The sequence below is a fragment of the Vibrio chanodichtyis genome (assembly GCF_028863985.1).
Taxonomy (GTDB): domain Bacteria; phylum Pseudomonadota; class Gammaproteobacteria; order Enterobacterales; family Vibrionaceae; genus Vibrio; species Vibrio chanodichtyis.
The window spans coordinates 281,350-300,533 of the sequence record NZ_JARBFT010000002.1 but is presented as its reverse complement, the minus strand read 5'-3'; the positions used below and the strand labels follow the sequence as shown (position 1 = coordinate 300,533).

Below are 19,184 nucleotides of genomic sequence, written 5' to 3'. Positions count from 1 at the left end.
GCATAAAGCGCCAGCTAGTAAAACAAAAATAATCGTTTATCATTGTTTTAATAATTATTCGTTATGGCAATAGCATGCTCAATCCAATCTGGTTACAAACTTTCAAAACCTTAGTCGATACTCGGCATTTCACCAAAACCGCAGAAAAGCTGTTTATGACCCAGCCGGGAGTAACCCAGCACATCCGCAAGTTAGAGCAGGCGTGCCAACAACCATTAATTCATCGCATCAACAAAAGTTTTGAGCTAACCGATCAAGGGCGCTTGGTGTATGAGTATGCCACTCAACTGGCCAAAAATGAGCATTATTTGCTTGAGCAGATCCACGACAACGAACCCTTTTCAGGTAGTTATCGGATTGCTTGCTCTGGCTCACTCTCGTTGCTGATCTACCCACAGTTGCTGGCCATTCAACAGCGCCACCCTAAACTGCGCATTGAACTGGAAGCCGCACCGAATCATCGTATTCTGAGTGCGATCAAAGAGGGACAAATCGATATCGGTATTGTGACCTCACAACCCAGTCACGGAGTGTTTGACAGTGAAGTTTTAGGAGAAGAGCCGCTGTGCTTAGTGCTACCACACACTTGCCATCCAAACCCGAACGAGCTAGCTGAGTGTCTACACCAACTCGGATTGATTCGCCATCCAGATATTGACCATTATCTCTCGCTCTATTTAGCCAAAAGTACCAACTCGACTCTGAGCACTCTGCACAGTGAAAGCTTCGCAGTAGCCGGCTATGTTAATCAAATCCAACAAATTTTGTTGCCCGTTGCACAAGGCTTGGGATTTACTGTGTTACCTAAATCTGCGCTGGAGAGTTTCTTGCTGCGTGAGCAGATCACGGTGTACCAAAACCCAGTGCCGGTCACCGAAACCCTGTATTTAGTCAAAAAAAGGCAGCGTGATTTACCGCAGCGCTTTGCGAACATCAATCAGCAACTCAAGTTATGGATCGCAGATTACAGCCAATCTTAACCGATAACGCACAAGCACAAGCAAACCAAGAAAAATTGCGAGGATAGTCAATGGTTAGTTGGGGGTTATTAACTGCCGCTTAATAGCTTTCAAATGCTAAGGCTTTTTGCTCGATGCGGCGGAAAACCAGAGTGAACACGCCATTGATGGTTAAATAGAATGCTCCGGCGACCCCAAACACGGTCAAGGTATCGTAGGTTTGCGCATTGATGCGCTGCGCGTAGCCCATTAGATCCATAATGGTGATGGTACTGGCCAGCGAAGTGCCTTTAAACACCAGAATGACTTCATTGGAATAAGCAGGGACGGCACGGCGCAGCGCATACGGCAACAGCACTCGCAGCGTGGCGAGTTTATTCATGCCTAATGCGCGGCACGCTTGCCACTGCCCATCAGGGATCGCATCAAACGCGCCTTTAAACAGTTGGGTACTGTAGGCTGCGGTATTGAGAGCCAAGGCCAACATAGCGCAGAACCAAGGTTGGCTGAGCCACACCCAGAATAGGCTTTCACGGATCCAGACAAACTGACCGGGGCCGTAGTAGACCAAGAAAATCTGTACCAGCAACGGAGTACCGGTAAACAGAGTAATTAAAGCACGGCTAAACCAGTGTAGCGCCGGTGTACGCAGCACTAGGCTTACCGTCATCAATAGTGACAGTATGCAACCCACCAACAGTGAAACCGCTGTCAGTTGTAAACTGGTGGCTAAGCCTTCCAACAGTTGCCATAAGTGTTGCTGCTTCATACGCTGGCTCCCTGGTTATGGCCCATTCCCTGTACCGAGAATCTATGATCAATCACTTTCACCGCGCGCTGGGTAATTAAGGTGATCACCAAATACACTGCCGCTGCTGTCGCGTACCAAGTAAAGGCTTCATGAGTGGCGGCGGACGCCAACTGTGCTTGCTTGAGCAGATCGGTAACCCCAATCAAAGAAACCAGTGCAGTATCTTTAAGCAGTACCAACCATTGATTCATTAAACCGGGTAATGCGTGACGGATGGCTTGGGGTAAGACAATTCGAAAAAAAGCATGGGATGGTGCTATCCCTAACGCACTCGCCGCTTCACGCTGACCTCGCCCTACCGCTTTAAGTGCGCCACGTAAGGTTTGTGAGGCATAAGAGGCAAAAATCAGCGCGAGCGCAATCACCCCAGAGATAAACGGACTGATCTCAATAAATTCACCGGTGATCAGAAACAGCACTTGGGTCGAACCAAAATAGATAAACAGCACCACTAACAGTTCAGGTAAACCACGGATCACCGTGACCAAGAGTGTGGTTGGCCATTTGACCCATTTAAGTTTCGCCATTTCACCGCTGGCAAACAGCAGTGCCAACAGTAAACCGACCAGCAAACTGGTCAACGCGATGTGTAACGTCATCCAGCTCGCTTGTACCAGTGATAAAGAGTAGCCCGTTAGCCCCATATTAGTTTCCGAAATACTTATTAAAGATCGCAGCGTATTCGCCATTCTCTTGCACCGCTGCCAACGCCGTGTTCAGTTGGTCAAGCAACGCTTGGTTATCTTTATTTACCGCAATCCCAAAACCATTGCCAAAGTATTGTGCGTTGGTTACCCGATCACCGACGTAATCCAGTGGGCTATCGGCTTTAAACCACTCAGCAACCACTGCGGTATCGCCAAATACCGAGTCAATCCGGCCATTTTTCATATCGATGAAAGCATCTTGGTAGCTGGAATAAGGCACCGCAACCACGCCCGGTAACTGCTCAAGTAGGAAGCTTTGATGAGTAGAGCCGTTTTGCACCCCGACCCGTTTGCCTTGGAGAGCCGCTTGATCGGCCACTTTACCCGCCAATGATACAAAAGCCGCCGAGTTATCGTAGTACGGCGCCGTGAAATTGACCTGCTCAAGACGCGCCTCAGTAATATCCATCGCTGAAATAGCCGCATCATAACGCTTGAATTTCAGCGCTGGGATCAAACTATCAAACGCTTGATTATGAAAGCTACATTTGGCTTGCAGTTGCTTACACAACGCATTGGCCAAATCAACATCGAAACCTTGGATTTGGTTATTGGCATCCATGTATTCAAATGGCGCGTAAGTCGCTTCCATGACAAATTTGATCTCTTGCTGCGCTGCAGCACTGGCTGAAACCAAACCAATTAAAGACGCAAGTAGGATCTTGTTCATTGTAATACTCCATGTATATTGCGAAATCTGGCACATCAATCGCCAGCATCTGTGGGTTAAATTAGCTAACTTATTGAATTAGGTTTATGCAAACTTAATCAATTAAATTCAAGCATTTAAGCTCAATCGTTAAGCTACACCGATAACCATCAGTGGGTCAAATATTCAGCAAACTGTGGGGTTTGCGGGTGATGAAACGCCGCTGCCGTACCGTGTTCGATCATGCGACCTTGTTCAAGATACAGCACATGACTAGCGATTTTTTTGGCAAAATCGACCTCATGAGTCACCACCACTTGCGTGATGCCAGTGCGGCTCAACTCTTGGATGATTTTCACCACTTGATTGGTGATTTCAGGGTCAAGCGCAGCGGTCGGTTCATCAAACAGCAGCACATCCGGTTTCATCATTAGCGCACGGGCAATCGCTACCCGTTGCTGCTGACCACCGGAAAGATGCAGTGGCCATGCATTGGCTTTATCGGCCAATTGCAAAGTAGTCAGAATATCCATCGCTTGCTGCTTGGCTTGTGCTTTGGCTATTCCTGCGACCTTGATTGGCGCTTCAATCAGATTTTCCAATACGGTCATGTGTGGCCATAGGTGGTACTGCTGAAACACCATGCCCACTTTACGCCGCAGTGCCAACCCCTGCTGCTCAGAAGGTCGTTGAGCAAAATCAAACTGTTGATTGGCAATATGCAGTTGACCGCTGTCGGCGCTTTCTAACAGATTGAGTACCCGCAGCAACGAACTTTTACCGGCACCACTTGGGCCAAGCAGTACCAACGTTTCCCCTTTAGCACATTCAAAGCTAATGTTGTGCAGCACCTGAGTGGTGCCATAAGACTTATTAATTGCGTTAACTCGAATACTCATGCTGACATACTGCATTAATTATCACCTGTGCTTGATACTACTATGAATGTATTTTTATGCAATAAAAATGTATAAAACCAAAGCCAACCAACTTTTTGTATAAAAAAACGCCACAACAATAGCAAGAATAACTGGTTACAAGCCAATTACCATTTTTTGATTAAACGACCAAGCAAACTTGGGTGATAGCTCCAACAGTGATCAAACATGGTGAGCAGTTGTGGATTACCATATTTGGACAAACTGATCGCGTGAAAACGGTTTTTGCGCGCTTTGATCGCCGCCACTTGTGCTAACAACTCCTCGCTTTGTTTTGGCGCAATAAAATCAGAGACCACGACCAGATCACTATTGCGATAAGTCTCACCGTTCATCAGTTCAAGCGCTTTTAAGATCACTGGTTCAAAATCGGTACCGCCGTGAAAGGTATAACTGAGAAAATCACTCGCTTCACGCAGCCCATCTTGGCGGGTTAATTCGTAGGTAATTAATTCGGAGGAAAACAGCATCACATAACAATCACGATTTTCAGCCAGCGCAATTTGCATCAACCCATACGCCATCGCTTTAGCACACTGCTCAGGAAAACCCGCCATCGAACCGGATGCATCAATACACACCACAAACGGGCCTTTTTCGATCTCAAGCTGCTTATGATCTGGGCGCTGCGCACGCACTTGGCGTAAAGTGCGTGATTTACCTTGCATGCGGTAATTCATCAAACGTTTGTCAATAAGGTGTTGATAAAAAACCACTTCCAGTTCTGGGTAAGCCAAAAACAGGGTTTCGTTGGGCAGCAATTTACTCAGATCATCACTTTCATGGATACCAACAATATCGTCAGTCGCCTGATCTGAGCGCTGCTCTACCATTTGTAATACTTCGGTAGGCGCGCGCTTAAGATCAGGATCATCATTCTGCCCGGCCATACGCCCGAGCTGCTCAGCAATTTGCTGTAACGTCTGGTGCTTTTTAAGAAAATCCGCATAACGTTTGATGGTACTCAAATCGCTACGACTTAATTTCGCTGCCGCCATATCCCATAAACGCCCGATAATGGCAGCATCCCCAGCCGCAGTGACATTATCCATATTGCGCAGCGTTTCCATCCGTTGATAAAGCTCAGCCAACATCCGCTCTTTACTCTCTTTCAGTTCGAGTAACTGCGCTTGACGGATCGCCTCTGACAAAGATTTATACCACTGATCACAAAAGAAATGGGGGAACATCGGGTTATGATGGAGCTGCTCTTTCTCTAGCAAACGCCGCGCCTGCAGATAAAAGCTTGAATCGCCCTCCAACTGCTTGAGCAGATCGGGCGTCTGTGCAAAAAAAGTTGCCTCATCCCAATGGATCACTTTTTGGTACAGCGCCAATTCAGTTTGAAAGCGTTCAGTTTCGCATACTTTGGTCATACGGCGACGCACGTTGGTCTGCCATTTTAATAGATGATTTTTTACCGAGGCCGCCACCCCACGATTGTCAGCCATCATCATCACTTGTGAACGCCCAATCAAATCATTGACTGCAGTATCGATCAGCCCTGATTCGGCAATACTTAACACCAGATTGAACGCATCGACTCCCAGCATCACACTTCCTTAGGCGAAAAATTGGTTGAGATTGCGAATGCGCATAACGCTACGCTCACATTCACTTTGCGTTGCTTGCCAATATTGTTGTAGTTCATGCAAAGTAGCTTCCATTGCCGTCGGCAACTCAGGATCGATAAAACTGTGCGGCAATGCGGCATGAAATTTAGCGCGCACGTGACGTAAATGATGTTCAGCATGGGTTAACTGCGCCATGGCTTGATCCGCTTTGGCCAACCAGTTTTGATACAAGGTCTCTTCCAAGCCGTGTTTGGTGACTAGAGCGACCAATACCGAGCGATTGGCAATATCCTTAATCACCAAATTACGCTTGCCATCCAGATCAAAGCGTAAGCGGCACAAATTGGTATTGTGATTCACATAACCGTAAGCGCTACCCTGCCCCTCTTTGATGATGCGCTCTAACTCTATTTTCGGCACATAAACCCAACGACTGTCTCCTTTTTCGCCTTCCGAGACCGACATATTGCTTTGCAACAACACCAGTTTGATCAGATCGTTGGTAACGCCTACGCTGTATTTTTTCGCATCGGCAAGATCATATTGATGATGAATTTGCTTTTTAATTAAGCTGTTTGATGTTTCGAGCGACAGCAGCATGGCAAATTCTGACTCTAATTCTTCTTGAATTTGCGCCAACTCAAGCCGGCATACATCCAGTTGCTGTTCCACTTCCGCTTGGTCAAACGCATAACGCAGCGCAAATTCGCGGATCACATCATGCACCACTTGGTGTGACTGCGGAGTGTTCCACAAACAATTCTCCAGCAGCAGCAGATCAAGGGGATTAATTTCATCACGCCCATTAAAAAAGGCACTCGCCTTCAATAATTTGGCCGCTTTTTTCCAACGGCGATCAGAAACATACATCTCTAAATCAGAACTCGCGTTCGCTTGTGAGCGTTGTTCAACCATGCTTTTCAGTTGATAAAGCTTCTCAAACACCGGATCGGTTAACTCCAGCTTATCCAACTGAATTTGCCACTGATGATACTCTTGATCGGTGATCGCTAACCCAGCCGGAATTTTTGCCTCTTGGGCGGTACCGACCGTCAACATCGATTTGAAGTTTTGCTTATTTTGGATCCGATTAACAAAAATCCGCACTAACAGACGATCATACAATGCATCTAACCCACTATCTTCACTTGGTAATTCGTTGGAGGCGGTCACCAGTAAACGCATCGGAACGGGCTGAATATCACTGCCATTTTTAAAGGTTTTTTCGTTAACCACCGTCAATAAGGTATTGAGGATCGCCGGTCCCGCTTTCCAGATCTCATCCAGAAACACCACCTGCGCGGTCGGTAGATAACCTTGGGTCAAACGTAGATAACGCCCATTATCTTTTAACTCTTGGATGCTTAGCGGCCCAAACACCTCTTCTGGCGTGGAAAAACGGGTCATCAAATATTCAAAATAGCTACTATTATCAAAAGCTTGAATCAAACGCTTGGCAATTAAACTTTTGGCAATCCCCGGGGGGCCAAGTAAAAACACACTCTCGCCAGCTAACGCGGTCAGTAAGCAGAGTTTGATGGTGTTCTCTCGCTCATACACGCCATCAGAGAGCGCTTTGGCCAGCTTATTAATGCGCTCGCAAAGCAGCGCTTTTTGCGCGTGAGAGCCGATGGTCAATGGCTGCATCTCTTTATACCTCAAACAAAACACCCAATTGGGTCAAATCAATGGAACAAGCGGCGACTCTATAGAATTATTGTCTATTTGTTACAAAGTGTATTTTTTATTGTGCCCTTATAGCAGATCTCATTTATTGCAAACAACAGGTAATCATTGATTGCACCGATCATTGCTCAACTTGTCACCAATCACCCAATCACGCTATCAAAAGCAGAATTTATGCTTGGGGATGCCACTTAAGGTAGGTTAAGGTAGCGGTTTCATTATCAGTGTTATAAAACGCCGCTTATGAGCAAAATCATCCATCAATGGAAAAATATCGCGTTAGTTGAGGAAGAGATTTTGCTTCCCAATGGCTACACGGTAACTCATACCACGCTAGCGCATCCCGGCGCTGCGGTGATCTTGCCCTTGACCGCACAAGGTGAAATCGTCGCCATTCGTCAATATCGCCCTTCACTGAAAAAATGGTTGATTGAGCTCCCCGCAGGCACACTGGAACCCGATGAATTACCACTAGCCTGCGCACAACGTGAACTCGAAGAAGAGACCGGCTTTAGTGCTGCGCAATTTATTGAACTCGGCCAAGTGACCCCGCTCGCTGGCTTCTGCGATGAAATTCAACACCTGTTTGTCGCCAAACAACTGAGCAAAACCGCGCGTTATTGCTGTGATGAAGACGAAGTGATTGAAGTGCTACTGCTTAGCCCTGCCGTATTGGAAAGTAAAATCATCAGCGGCGAAATCACCGATGCCAAAACCATTGCTTGTTTAAGTAAAGCCAAACTTTGCGGATATTTATAGGAGATAAGATGAATTTTCGATTGAATAAAGCCACGCGATTTCGCCATCCACTAACCCATATCGCGCTGACACTGGGCCTAGCCCTGATAGTCAACCCGGCGTTGGCGAGTGGTGATGCGCAGCTCGGTGAGCAAAAAGTCTCAAGCTGCCTGTTTTGTCATGCCAAAGATGATGAAGCCAGTCACTCCCGTTACCCCAACCTGAACGGCAAAAGTGCGCCAGAGCTGTATCAAGCGATGAAAGAGTACCAGCTCGGTGAGCGCAGTGGCCCAATGGCAGAAATGATGAAAGCTCAGCTACGCCGTTTCAACGATCAAGATTTGCACGACGTTGCTGCATTTTACGCCACAACACCGTGAATATTCCTCCTATACTCGATTTTTGCTCTGATGGCGGTGAAAAAACCGAGTAAATCTGGTAAACAATGGGGCGTCTTAGCGTAGCGAGCACCATAGGTTAAGTTGACATGCTTGAAAAAAAACAAGGGCGGCGCAGTGCACAAGATGCCCAAAAAACGCGTTATCACATTATCACTATTGCGGCAGAGCTGTTTTGTGAACTCGGCTATTCGCGGGTTTCTTTGCGCCATATCAGTGAAAAAGCCGGGGTATCGCACAGCTTGATCCGCCACCATTTGGGCAGTAAAGAAAAAATCTGGCACAGCATTAGCGATGGTTTGCATCTGTATATGGTGCGTTATATGCAAACCGTGCTGCAAGCGATACCAGCCGACACCCCCGTCAATGTTAAACTTTATACCTTTATCATGCGTATGTTGGCCCATGGCTTAGTCATTAAGCAACCGATCCAACTGATTGCCGATGCGGTACGCCAAGAAGATAAATTACTGGACTATTTTCTGGATACCTCCGGCGACATCGAAAATCTAATTGAGTCACTGGCCAGCGAATATAACCGTCAGCATCCGGAATCACCGATCCTGCTGTGGGAAATCAAATGGCAAATGATCATGTACACCCACAGTGCCGCCAGTTTAACTCCGTTTATGCGCGCCACTTGGGCGCCGGAGATTGAAGAGTTATCTGCTTGCTTACTCAAGCATTGGCAACTGTTTAACTCATTGATGATACAAAAATTTCATGTCAGCCAGCCCTATATTATGCAGCCAACATCGGTTGAAGAGCTGGTCTACACATTAAATTGCGATTGGCGTGATTTCTATACGGAGGAGCCCGAGTCGCACTAAGCGTGCTGCAGCCAACGGATCGGCTGGCATAAAGCAGCCAGGCGCATCTTGTATTGATCACGCAAGATGCGCCTTGGTCTATGGTATTACCCTTGGTGGATTACTATTTTTGCATGACCGTTGAGAAAACTTCGCCACTGCTCACGATCAGCGTGCTTTTTTACCGCGCTGAGCATGAATTTTTAACTGCGCCTTAAGCTTACGCTTCTCAGCAGAGCGGCCACCCGCGCGTGGCGAATTCTCGTCACGCACTATCGGGCTAGGTTCAAAGCCTGATAGCCACTCTTGTGGCAAACGAGTATTGAGTAAGCGTTCAATCGCTTCCAATTGCCCCTGCTCATCATGCGCCAGTAATGACACGGCTAAACCCGCTTGACCCGCTCGGCCAGTACGCCCAATGCGGTGTACGTAATCTTCCGCTTTAAATGGCATGTCATAGTTAACCACTTGCTCAAGCTGCGCAATATCTAAACCACGCGCTGCCACATCGGTTGCAATCAACGCACGCACCTTACCGGCTTTAAAATCATCTAAGGCTTTTTGCCGCGCCCCTTGGCTTTTATCGCCATTGATCGAGACCGCTTTGATACCATCGAGCTTTAACTCGTCGGCCAGTGCATCACTGCCCTGGCGAGTTTTGGTAAACACTAACACTTGCTGCCAATTTTTCGAGCCAATTAAATAGGCCAACAACTCACGCTTACGTTTTTTATCGACCGGATAAACCATCTGCTGCACCGTTGCTGCAGTAGAGTTCGATGGGGTGACTTGCACTTCCAACGGATCGCGCATAATGCGATACGCCACTGCTTTGATTTTGCTATCAAAGGTGGCCGAGAAAAACAGCGTTTGCCGCAGTGGTGACAAACGGCGTAACACACGCTGAATATCCGGCATAAACCCCATATCCAACATGCGATCCGCTTCATCGAGCACCAAGACTTCCACTTTACCTAAAAAGAGCGATTTAACGTGCGCGTGATCGAGTAAGCGCCCCGGTGTCGCAATTAAAATATCCACCCCACCACTCAGATGGTTAAGCTGCACCTTCATACTGGTGCCGCCATAAACGGCGACAATTTTTAACTCGGTACCTTGCGCATAAGCTTGCATGCTTTCAAGCACTTGCTGGGCTAATTCGCGGGTGGGCACTAGCACTAACGCACGCACTTCTTTGCTATTGACTTCACGCGACCACGGCTCAGTCACAAAGCGCTGAATTATAGGTAAACCAAACGCCGCGGTTTTGCCGGTTCCGGTTTGCGCCCCAGCTAACACATCTTTACCTTGCAACACATGCGGAATGGCTTGCTGTTGGATCGGAGTGGGATCCACGATTCCCAGCCCACTTAATGTGGTGAGCAGATCAGGATCTAAGCCTAATTGCGAAAAAGTGATCGGGGTGGATGACATAGTGCGTACCTATTGAACTTTTGGGGCGCGGATTGTAACAAAGTGCGCAGCGTTTGGCTTTCTCTAAAATGACAGATCAGACTGCGCAATCAAGATGTCACAACAAGTATCTAGCAGAGCAAGCCCGTGCAGTATCATACGTACGGTGTAAATATTAAATTACACGTATGGATTTTAAATTTTACAAACTGATTGACGCAAATCGAAACTCACTACAGAATAGGCAAAATTTAGTGTAAATAGATGGCTTAATTGCTTGCTTTTCGTACAAAACACTAAGCGTAAGTTTAAATAACGTATAAAAGAGTTTACAGATGACACAATCAAAGCTTTTAGGCAGTACTTTGATTATCGCAGGCACCACGATTGGTGCAGGAATGCTAGCCTTGCCTCTAGCTTCCGCGGGGATCGGTTTCACGACATCATTAATAATTATGCTCGGATTGTGGATGCTGATGGCATTTACCGCGCTATTAATGGTGGAGATTCACCAATACGCCGAGCAAGATGCCACGCTACACACCTTGGCGAAACAAATTTTAGGTGACAAAGGGAAGTGGGTGGCCACTTTTGCCATGCTATTTCTGTTTTACTCGCTGTGCGCGGCCTACATTGCCGGAGGCGGTGCACAATTTACCCAACGGATTGCCCATTTCAGCGGCATGACCGTCGCGAGTTCAAGTGGCACTTTGCTGTTTACGATCCTAGTCGCATTAGTGGTCACGATTGGTACCAGCACAGTGGATCGGGTCAACCGGGTGTTATTTGCCGGCAAAATGATCGCGATGATCGCGGTGCTGTTTTTCCTGGCACCGAATGTGTCACACACTTACCTATTAAGCATGCCAATTGAACAAGGTTTGATTGTGGCCGCGATTCCAGTAATTTTTACCTCTTTTGGCTTTCACGGTAGCATTCCGGCCATCGTCAATTATTTAGATGGCGACACACCGGCACTGCGTAAAGCGATTTTACTTGGCTCGGCGATCCCGTTGGTGATCTACATTTTCTGGCAAATTGTCACACTCGGCGTGGTGAGCCAATCAACCCTACTCGACAATATGGGGTTAACCGCACTGATTGGCGTGCTGGCAACCACTGTCAATCAATCTCATCTGGGTAACTTGATTGGCGTATTTGCTGACTTGGCGTTGCTCACTTCATTTTTAGGCGTGAGTCTTGGTTTGTTCGAATTTCTGGGCGATTCACTGCGCAGTAAACAAGGCAAAATTAACCGTCCACTGACCTCGATCATCACATTTTTACCACCACTGGTGTTTGCACTGTTTTACCCACAAGGGTTTATTATGGCGCTTGGCTACGCCGCGATTGCATTAGCGATTTTGGCGATTTTCTTACCGTTAGCGATGGTGATCAAAGTGCGCCAGCAAGCCAGCAGCACTGATTACCAAGTCAATGGTGGTAATGCAGCGCTATTGATCACCGGCTCGGTTGGGGTACTGATCATTGGTACGCAGTTGCTGATTACTTTTGGAGTGCTACCAGCGCTGGGTTAATGTTATCGATTGCGCAGTTTGATGAAAAACACCCATCACTCGCGATGGGCGTTTTTATATCATTAAGTCAATCAGCGGATGATCAGTTTACTGCTGCGTACCACCTATACCGAAACAACTTGGAGTTGCAGGTAGGCGGCAAGTGAGTGAGTCCCCATGAGCATAGGCAAACTATGTGATTGGGGTGAACGAACGTCGCCAACACCGCTGCAGCTTCAAGTAGGAAGGGTATATTCTGACGGATAACCTTGTGGGTTATTAGACTGCCAACGCCAAGTATCTTGCGTCATCTCATCTAAAGTGCGAGTGGCTTGCCAACCTAACTGCTGCGCGGCTTTGGTTGGATCAGCCCAGCATTCAGCAATATCACCAGCTCGACGTTCAACCAGCTGGTAAGGCACTGCACGCCCTGCTGCCGTTTCAAAGGCTTTGACCATTTCCAGTACACTGTAACCCTTTCCGGTACCGAGATTGTAAATATGCAATCCAGCTTGGGTGCCAACTTTTTGCAATGCTGCAATGTGGCCATCGGCAAGATCCATCACATGGATATAGTCACGCACCCCAGTCCCATCTTTGGTGGGGTAATCACTGCCAAACACCGATAAATGCTCGCGACGCCCCACCGCTACCTGCGCCACAAACGGCATTAGGTTATTAGGAATGCCTTGCGGATCTTCCCCCAATAAGCCAGATGGATGGGAACCAACCGGGTTGAAATAGCGCAGCAAGGTAATGCTCCAGTCAGGATTAGCTTGCTGAAAATCGTTCAAACACTCTTCGACCATCAATTTACTGCGCCCATACGGATTAGTAGCACTGGTTGGGAAAGACTCAGTGATCGGCACACTAGCTGGATCGCCATACACGGTGGCTGAGGAGCTAAAAATCAAAGACTTCACACCCGCCTCACGCATCGCCGCGACCAACACCAACGAGCCATGTACGTTATTATCATAATATTCCAGTGGCTTTTGAACCGACTCCCCGACCGCTTTTAGGCCAGCAAAATGGATCACGGCTTCAATCTGCTGCTGTTGCATCACTTCCACCAGCAGCATTTGATCACGCACATCACCCGGAACAAATTGTGGCCGCACGCCAGTCACTTGCTCAATGCGAGCCAGCACCGTCGCCTTACTGTTATATAGATTATCCAAGATCACTGGCGTCATCCCAGCTTGGATCATTTGAATACAGGTGTGACTGCCGATATAGCCCATGCCACCAGTAACCAATACTTTCATCACTCGACTCCTTGATATGTGTGGGGAGTGTAACTTTTTATTTATCACCAACCGACGGCTGCGGTTTACCGCGTAAGCAGCAGCCATTAGATCAATCTTCGCATCGGTTAACGCTCGTCAGCCTGATGCCTAATGATACCCATTTAATTCGCCGATCCGCTAATGGGTCATGCGGCCTGATTACGCCTACGGCTTACCACCATACACTTTGGCTAATGCGACCGGATAGCCACGCGCTTGACTTAAGCTAAGCGCATGCTGTTCAACTTGCTCTGCGGTTAACGCGAGGCTAACCGGATGCTCTGCTTCGATGGCAAGTTGCTGCTCGGACGGGTGTAATTGCCAGTGAGCCACCAGTTGCCGTGCCGCACGCAGTGCCGATGAGCCTTTCACCACCTCCAGCCGTGCATAATGATTCGCTTCAAAGCTCACATCTGCCGCACGTAACGTTACATCATCACCGGGAATTTGCTGTGCTCCAAACAGTGGAGTGGCCGCCCACTGTGCACTGGAAAAAGCGGGCACAAAACGGGACATATGCTCTACTGCACTTTGCGTGCGCTGCTGCTGAGCCGATAACGGCCAGCCGTGCTCAATTTTGTGTTGTAAATAACTTGGTAACTGTGGCTGTGCAGAGGTTGGACTAGAGCTCACCAAACCATCATCAAACAAGGTGATTGCTTGTGTCATGCCATGCAGTTGAAAGGTTCCATCGGCATAAGGGGTTAACTGTGCCATACCAGCGTCACTGCCACGTGGGCCGTGGAAAATAACCTCCGGCCACCATTGATGGCAATCAGGCCATTGAGTGACGTAAGCCGCTTTAAACTCGACCAAACGCTGGCGTTGATGACCCGCCATATCATCAATACGACCGGTTTCAAAACCACAAGCATTCACCAGGTAATCCACCGTTTGCTGCTGTTGCTGGCCTTGATCATCGGTATAAGTCAGTTGCCACTGATGATGGTGATATTGAGCATCGATCAGCTCACAACGGGTCATCACTTGACAATTAGGCAATTCCGCCAGTGTCAGCTCAACACTGGCCGCGAGCCGAAATACACTCCAACCATACTCTTGGACTAACACCACCGGATATTTGAGCTGATCTAAATCAACATGCTGTGCAAAAGGCACCATCCAATCATCATCACAACGCGGCGGATTTGCTTGGCAAGTTTTTGCCAAATGTTCTAATTCGTCCCGCTGATAAGCACGATAGTAGTGTTCGACCTCGCCGAGCACTTGATTGGCGCCATCATGTTCAACTAAAGTTCGATAGGCATTTTGAATGGTCATTAAGCGCGCCAAAATCGCTTGTGGTTCACCGGGATCAGATTTGGGCACTGTGATAATGGTAGGACGAACATTCAAGGTATGAGGATAAAGACGCACGGTTTCAATTGATTGCTCAAGCAACTCAATACACTGCTGCTCTGAAATTTCCCGATATAGATTACCACCAGCATGTAAATGGCAAATCGGTGGCCCATTAACTAAGCCCGCGCCTTTTTCAATCAGTAATACATTGAGCCCAAGCTCAGCTAAGTGCACCGCGGCCGTTGCCCCGGCGATACCACCACCTATAATCGCAATTCGGCGTTCTTGAGATCGCAATGTCATATTTTCCCTACAGTTACATCTAGGCCAACTAACATAGTCGCTATTCTAGAGGCTGTGAAAGGTTAAGCAAATCACATTTTCCAATCAAATCATCACCCGCCTCATTGCTGCGACAACTCGACTAGCCTGAGTTTTTAAAGTCAGCTTAATCATCGTAAAGCAAGCAAATTTTAGCTCGAAAAAAATCAAAAAAATGCTTGACGGAGATTTGCTATTTTTCGGTTTTACCCATTTTGTGTATAACCAAAACTCGCAAACCTCGGTCACTACGGGGCTAGCACCGAGCCAGTGCTAAACCACCACTTTACTTATCCCAAAAGTTATCCACTGATTTTGTGGATAACTAAACCATTTACTCAAGCGACTAATCGTACAACGCTTGATTGACGGGGGCTAACAGCCGTTTCAGTAAGCGACTCACCACCGCAGCCAGTGTGCAAAACGTAAGTGTTGGCAACACTAACCACAGTCCAATATGTAAGTTAGGGGCCAAGTTAAACCCCCAATGCATAACAGCAGCCACCACTACATCTGCGCTGACACTGGCAACTAAACCGGCGATCAGCGCCATCAAACCATATTCAGCCCAAATGGTTTGTAGCACTCGACGTCGGCTCGCGCCTAAAGTGCGATAAAGGCGAATTTCCTGCTGGCGTTGAGTTAAACTTAAACGCAATAAAATGAAGATCAGCAACATCCCTGCCACCACACCAAGCGCAGCCAGCACAGTGATCGACCACACGATTTGGGTCAACAACGCTTGGATTTTAGCCCCCATAGCACGAATGTCGATTAAACTCACCGTCGGATGCTGACGTGCTAACTGACCGAGCAACACATCATGCTCCGGAGAGAGGCGAAAGCTGATCAAATAACTGACCGGCAGTTGCTGCACCACATCAGGACTCAAGATGAAATAGAAGTTGGGTTGCATGGTGCGCCATTCGACCTGACGAATAGTGTTAACCTGGGCGCTAACCCGCTGGCTATTGATCACAAAAGTCAGCGTATCACCCAATTTAAGACCAAGATCACGCGCCACTTGTTGCTCTACCGACACACCTTGTTGGCTATGCCACTCACCTTGTAAAATCGGATTATAATCGGGCAGTTGCTGCGCCCAAGTCAGGTTTAACTCACGGCGTAGTGCATTTGAGCTTTGCTCACCCGCGGGAGTATATTGATTCGCAGGCTGACCGTTAATCTCACTCAAACGGCCACGCATAATCGGATAAGCACTTGAGCGCTCAATATTGGCCGCATCTAATGCCGCCAGATAACTGGCTTTTTCCGTTTCACTAATATTCAGTGCAAAAGCATTAGCTGCGTTTGCTGGTAACGTTCGTTGCCAATCCGCCAGCAAATCGGTGCGCACCAGCCAAATGATCGCAAGCAGCATCAAAGACAGTGCTAACGCGCCAAACTGCAAGCCACTGGCTGTCGCGGATCGATTAATCCGACTCAATGCTAATACCATTGCAGGGTTGAGGGGTAATTTAGCGATTAAACGCGTGATCAGCATACTGAGTATCGCCAACAGCACAAACAGCGCTAGCATACCAAGCAGCACTACCCAAATCAGCGGATTTTGCCAATACACCAATAACATCGGCACCACAGGCACCATGATCAGCAGCAGAGTACGTTGCCAACTGACTCGAGTTGATACGGGTTGCAATACCGCGGCAGCACTGATGTTCAACAGCCGCCCAAGGGGAATACCAAGAGCTGGTACCGCAATCAGTAAACAACTTATCAGTGCGATCCACCATGGGCGCCAACCATAACTCGGTAGCGGGCTGGGCAATAAATCGCGCAGTGGTATGCGTAATAAAAATTCCAATCCGATTCCCATCGCACTACCCAGCACTAGCGCACACACCAGCAGCAAACCCACTTGCAGCCCTAACCAGCGGTAAAGCCAGCGCCGACTCGCACCAAGACTTTTTAACATCGCAATCGTGTGCATACGTGTTGCGGCATAGTGCTGACAAGTCAGCACTAAAGTAGTCGCCGCCATTAAGATCACGATCGCCACCGTCATGGACAAATATTGTTGACTGCGCTCAAACACTTGATTGGTTTGGCTGCCACTCTCTTGGTCCTGCCAGCGATCGCTCGCAGTTAAACTTACCGCTTGTTTAATGCCCGCCAGAGTCTGCGGCTCACCAACCATAAACAGGCTAAATTGCACCCGACTGCCGGGCTGAATAGCCCCCGTTTTAGCCACATCAGCGAGATGAATATAAACGGTGGGCATTTGCTGAAAGGGGTTAAAGCTCAGCCCTGGCTCTGCACTAATTTCGCCACTGACCATAAAATCCGCATCGCCCAGTGCCACATGATCCCCAATCGTGACACCGAGCTGATCTTTCACCCGCGGCTCTAACCACAACTGATTAACCTGCACATGATGCAGTTGTTTTTGACCATCGCTTAAGCGCATCTCACCACGCAGTGGATAAGCACTATCCACCGCCTTAACCGTAACCAGTTGCATGCCATGATCACTAAATGCCATGGTCGCAAAACTGGTCAATTGTGCGGTCTGTATCGCGGACTGTGCACTTAAAGTAAGTAAGGATTGTGGCAGTGGATTGGCCGAAACAAACACCGTATCTGCGGTCAACGCCTCACGCCCTTGCTTAACGATCACTTGCTCCATTCTTTGCGCCAGCGCGGTTAATGCAAAAATAGCGGCGACAATCAGCGTAAGCGCCACAGCCACTGGCCATAACTGACCATGGCGAATTTCACCTAGGCTCCAACTGAGTAACCGCCGAACATGAGCAACCGACGACAATCGCTTCATACGCGCTCCTCCAGCTCACCCGCGTGCATAAAAAAGCGCCGCTGACAACGTTGTGCCAGTTGCGGATCATGGGTGATCAAAACGAGGGTAGTCGCATGATCACGATTTAGTTCAAACAGCAAATCAATCACTTTGGCGGCAGTGGCTTGATCAAGATTACCGGTTGGTTCATCAGCAAACAGCAGTTGTGGACGAGTCATAAACGCGCGGGCAAGTGCAACACGCTGCTGCTCGCCGCCCGATAATTGCGCGGGAACATGGTGCATGCGCTCAGCTAATCCAACCGCTTGCAGCAAGCTTTGCCCCCGGGCACGATCTTCCATTTCACCGCGCAATAAACACGGTAAGGTGACATTTTCCAACGCGGATAAACTTGGGATCAGCAGAAAACTTTGGAAAACAAAACCAATTGACTCACGACGCAGCGCCGCGCGCGCTTCATCATCCAATTGTGATAGCGGCTGACCGAGCAGATACACTTCACCATCAGTTGGTGTGTCTAAACCGGCGAGCAGGGTCATTAAGGTTGATTTACCCGCACCAGAAGCACCCACAATCGCAACACTTTCTCCCGCCTTAATCGACAGATTCACCTGGTGAAGGATTGTTAAATGTTGCTGATTGGTAGAGACTGATTTAGATAATGATTGCGCTAAGATAACGGATGTAGACATGATTCGATGGATTTCCTTATGGTTGCTAATGCTGTTTTCTGCTACTGCTAGCAGTAACACCTTATTAATACTCGGCGACAGTTTAAGCGCTGGCTATGCCATGCCCATTGAGCAAGCGTGGCCAAGCTTACTGACCGAAGCTTTGGGTGAAAAAGGCCAAACACTCTCGGTGGTTAATGCCAGCATCTCGGGCGATACTACGGGTAACGGCCTTGAACGCTTACCCGCGTTGCTTACTCAACATCAACCCGATCTGGTATTAATTGAACTTGGCGCCAATGATGGCTTACGTGGTTTTCCACTACACACGATTAGCCAAAATTTAAGTACCATGATTGAACAGATCCAAGCACATAATGCAACCGCCCTGTTAATGCAGATCCGCATCCCTCCCAATTATGGCAAACGCTACAGCGAGGGTTTTGCGCAGATCTACCCAAGCTTAGCGGAACAATTTTCCATTCCACTCCTGTCATTTTTTCTTGAACAAGTGATCGTAAAGCCAGAGTGGATGATGGCCGATGGCTTACATCCTAAACCTGAGGCACAACCTTGGATTGCCGATTTTGTCGCTGAGCAACTCAGTGAGCATTTATAACCATTCA

17 protein-coding genes are annotated in these 19,184 nt (G+C 48.1%); 6 read left to right on the top strand and 11 right to left on the bottom strand.

The features are described from left to right. Positions 1 to 74 precede the first annotated feature (74 nt). Positions 75 to 980, top strand: a complete 906-nt coding sequence (locus PUN32_RS03375; protein WP_274721763.1) for a LysR family transcriptional regulator — start codon at positions 75 to 77, stop codon at positions 978 to 980. A 79-nt stretch (positions 981 to 1,059) separates the two neighbouring features. On the opposite strand, the gene artM is transcribed toward PUN32_RS03375, so the two are convergent. The 6 genes from artM to PUN32_RS03345 all read right to left on the bottom strand — a co-directional run bounded on the left by artM (position 1,060) and on the right by PUN32_RS03345 (position 7,285). Further along, positions 1,060 to 1,728 carry an arginine ABC transporter permease ArtM gene (artM, locus tag PUN32_RS03370; protein WP_274721762.1) on the bottom strand — a complete coding sequence of 223 codons (669 nt, stop codon included), beginning with the start codon at positions 1,726 to 1,728 and terminating at the stop codon, positions 1,060 to 1,062. Next, positions 1,725 to 2,414: an arginine ABC transporter permease ArtQ gene (gene artQ, locus PUN32_RS03365; RefSeq protein WP_274721761.1), complete on the bottom strand. Its 690-nt coding sequence runs from the start codon at positions 2,412 to 2,414 to the stop codon at positions 1,725 to 1,727. Before artQ ends, artM begins: the two co-directional genes overlap by 4 nt. Before the next feature lies 1 nt (position 2,415). Next, positions 2,416 to 3,147, bottom strand: a complete 732-nt coding sequence (locus PUN32_RS03360; protein WP_274721760.1) for an arginine ABC transporter substrate-binding protein — start codon at positions 3,145 to 3,147, stop codon at positions 2,416 to 2,418. Positions 3,148 to 3,296: 149 nt separating this feature from the next. Next, positions 3,297 to 4,025 (bottom strand): arginine ABC transporter ATP-binding protein ArtP, encoded by a 729-nt coding sequence (gene artP / locus PUN32_RS03355; protein WP_319946301.1) that lies wholly within the window; start codon positions 4,023 to 4,025, stop codon positions 3,297 to 3,299. A gap of 146 nt (positions 4,026 to 4,171) precedes the next feature. Then, positions 4,172 to 5,617 (bottom strand): ATPase RavA stimulator ViaA, encoded by a 1,446-nt coding sequence (gene viaA, locus PUN32_RS03350; protein WP_274721758.1) that lies wholly within the window; start codon positions 5,615 to 5,617, stop codon positions 4,172 to 4,174. A gap of 9 nt (positions 5,618 to 5,626) precedes the next feature. Further along, positions 5,627 to 7,285: an ATPase RavA domain-containing protein gene (locus PUN32_RS03345; protein ID WP_274721757.1), complete on the bottom strand. Its 1,659-nt coding sequence runs from the start codon at positions 7,283 to 7,285 to the stop codon at positions 5,627 to 5,629. Between the two features lie 282 nt (positions 7,286 to 7,567). Between PUN32_RS03345 and PUN32_RS03340 the strand changes: the two genes are divergently transcribed. The 3 genes from PUN32_RS03340 to PUN32_RS03330 all read left to right on the top strand — a co-directional run bounded on the left by PUN32_RS03340 (position 7,568) and on the right by PUN32_RS03330 (position 9,290). Then, entirely contained in the window at positions 7,568 to 8,083 is a 516-nt protein-coding gene (locus tag PUN32_RS03340; protein ID WP_274721756.1) for an NUDIX hydrolase, read from the top strand. Positions 8,084 to 8,091: 8 nt separating this feature from the next. Then, a complete protein-coding gene (locus PUN32_RS03335) occupies positions 8,092 to 8,442 on the top strand; it encodes a c-type cytochrome (protein WP_274721755.1) in 351 nt (116 codons plus the stop codon). Positions 8,443 to 8,549: 107 nt separating this feature from the next. After that, entirely contained in the window at positions 8,550 to 9,290 is a 741-nt protein-coding gene (locus tag PUN32_RS03330) for a TetR/AcrR family transcriptional regulator (protein ID WP_274721754.1), read from the top strand. A gap of 147 nt (positions 9,291 to 9,437) precedes the next feature. Here PUN32_RS03330 and PUN32_RS03325 read toward each other — a convergent pair whose 3' ends face one another. Then, positions 9,438 to 10,703 carry a DEAD/DEAH box helicase gene (locus PUN32_RS03325; RefSeq protein ID WP_274721753.1) on the bottom strand — a complete coding sequence of 422 codons (1,266 nt, stop codon included), beginning with the start codon at positions 10,701 to 10,703 and terminating at the stop codon, positions 9,438 to 9,440. 314 nt (positions 10,704 to 11,017) lie between these two features. Between PUN32_RS03325 and PUN32_RS03320 the strand changes: the two genes are divergently transcribed. Next, positions 11,018 to 12,220, top strand: a complete 1,203-nt coding sequence (locus PUN32_RS03320) for an aromatic amino acid transport family protein (protein WP_274721752.1) — start codon at positions 11,018 to 11,020, stop codon at positions 12,218 to 12,220. Positions 12,221 to 12,435: 215 nt separating this feature from the next. Here PUN32_RS03320 and galE read toward each other — a convergent pair whose 3' ends face one another. The 4 genes from galE to PUN32_RS03300 all read right to left on the bottom strand — a co-directional run bounded on the left by galE (position 12,436) and on the right by PUN32_RS03300 (position 18,579). Continuing rightward, positions 12,436 to 13,467 (bottom strand): UDP-glucose 4-epimerase GalE, encoded by a 1,032-nt coding sequence (gene galE / locus PUN32_RS03315; RefSeq protein ID WP_274721751.1) that lies wholly within the window; start codon positions 13,465 to 13,467, stop codon positions 12,436 to 12,438. Positions 13,468 to 13,653: 186 nt separating this feature from the next. Beyond that, on the bottom strand, positions 13,654 to 15,093 hold the full coding sequence (locus tag PUN32_RS03310) for an FAD-dependent oxidoreductase (protein WP_274721750.1): 1,440 nt from the start codon (positions 15,091 to 15,093) through the stop codon (positions 13,654 to 13,656). A gap of 364 nt (positions 15,094 to 15,457) precedes the next feature. Beyond that, complete coding sequence (locus PUN32_RS03305; protein WP_274721749.1) at positions 15,458 to 17,905, bottom strand: ABC transporter permease; 2,448 nt, start codon at positions 17,903 to 17,905, stop codon at positions 15,458 to 15,460. Then, positions 17,902 to 18,579: an ABC transporter ATP-binding protein gene (locus PUN32_RS03300; RefSeq protein WP_274721748.1), complete on the bottom strand. Its 678-nt coding sequence runs from the start codon at positions 18,577 to 18,579 to the stop codon at positions 17,902 to 17,904. Before PUN32_RS03300 ends, PUN32_RS03305 begins: the two co-directional genes overlap by 4 nt. Here PUN32_RS03300 and tesA point away from each other — a divergent pair. Continuing rightward, positions 18,578 to 19,177 carry a multifunctional acyl-CoA thioesterase I/protease I/lysophospholipase L1 gene (gene tesA / locus PUN32_RS03295; protein WP_274721747.1) on the top strand — a complete coding sequence of 200 codons (600 nt, stop codon included), beginning with the start codon at positions 18,578 to 18,580 and terminating at the stop codon, positions 19,175 to 19,177. The two genes, PUN32_RS03300 and tesA, sit on opposite strands and share 2 nt — an antisense overlap. Positions 19,178 to 19,184 lie beyond the last annotated feature (7 nt).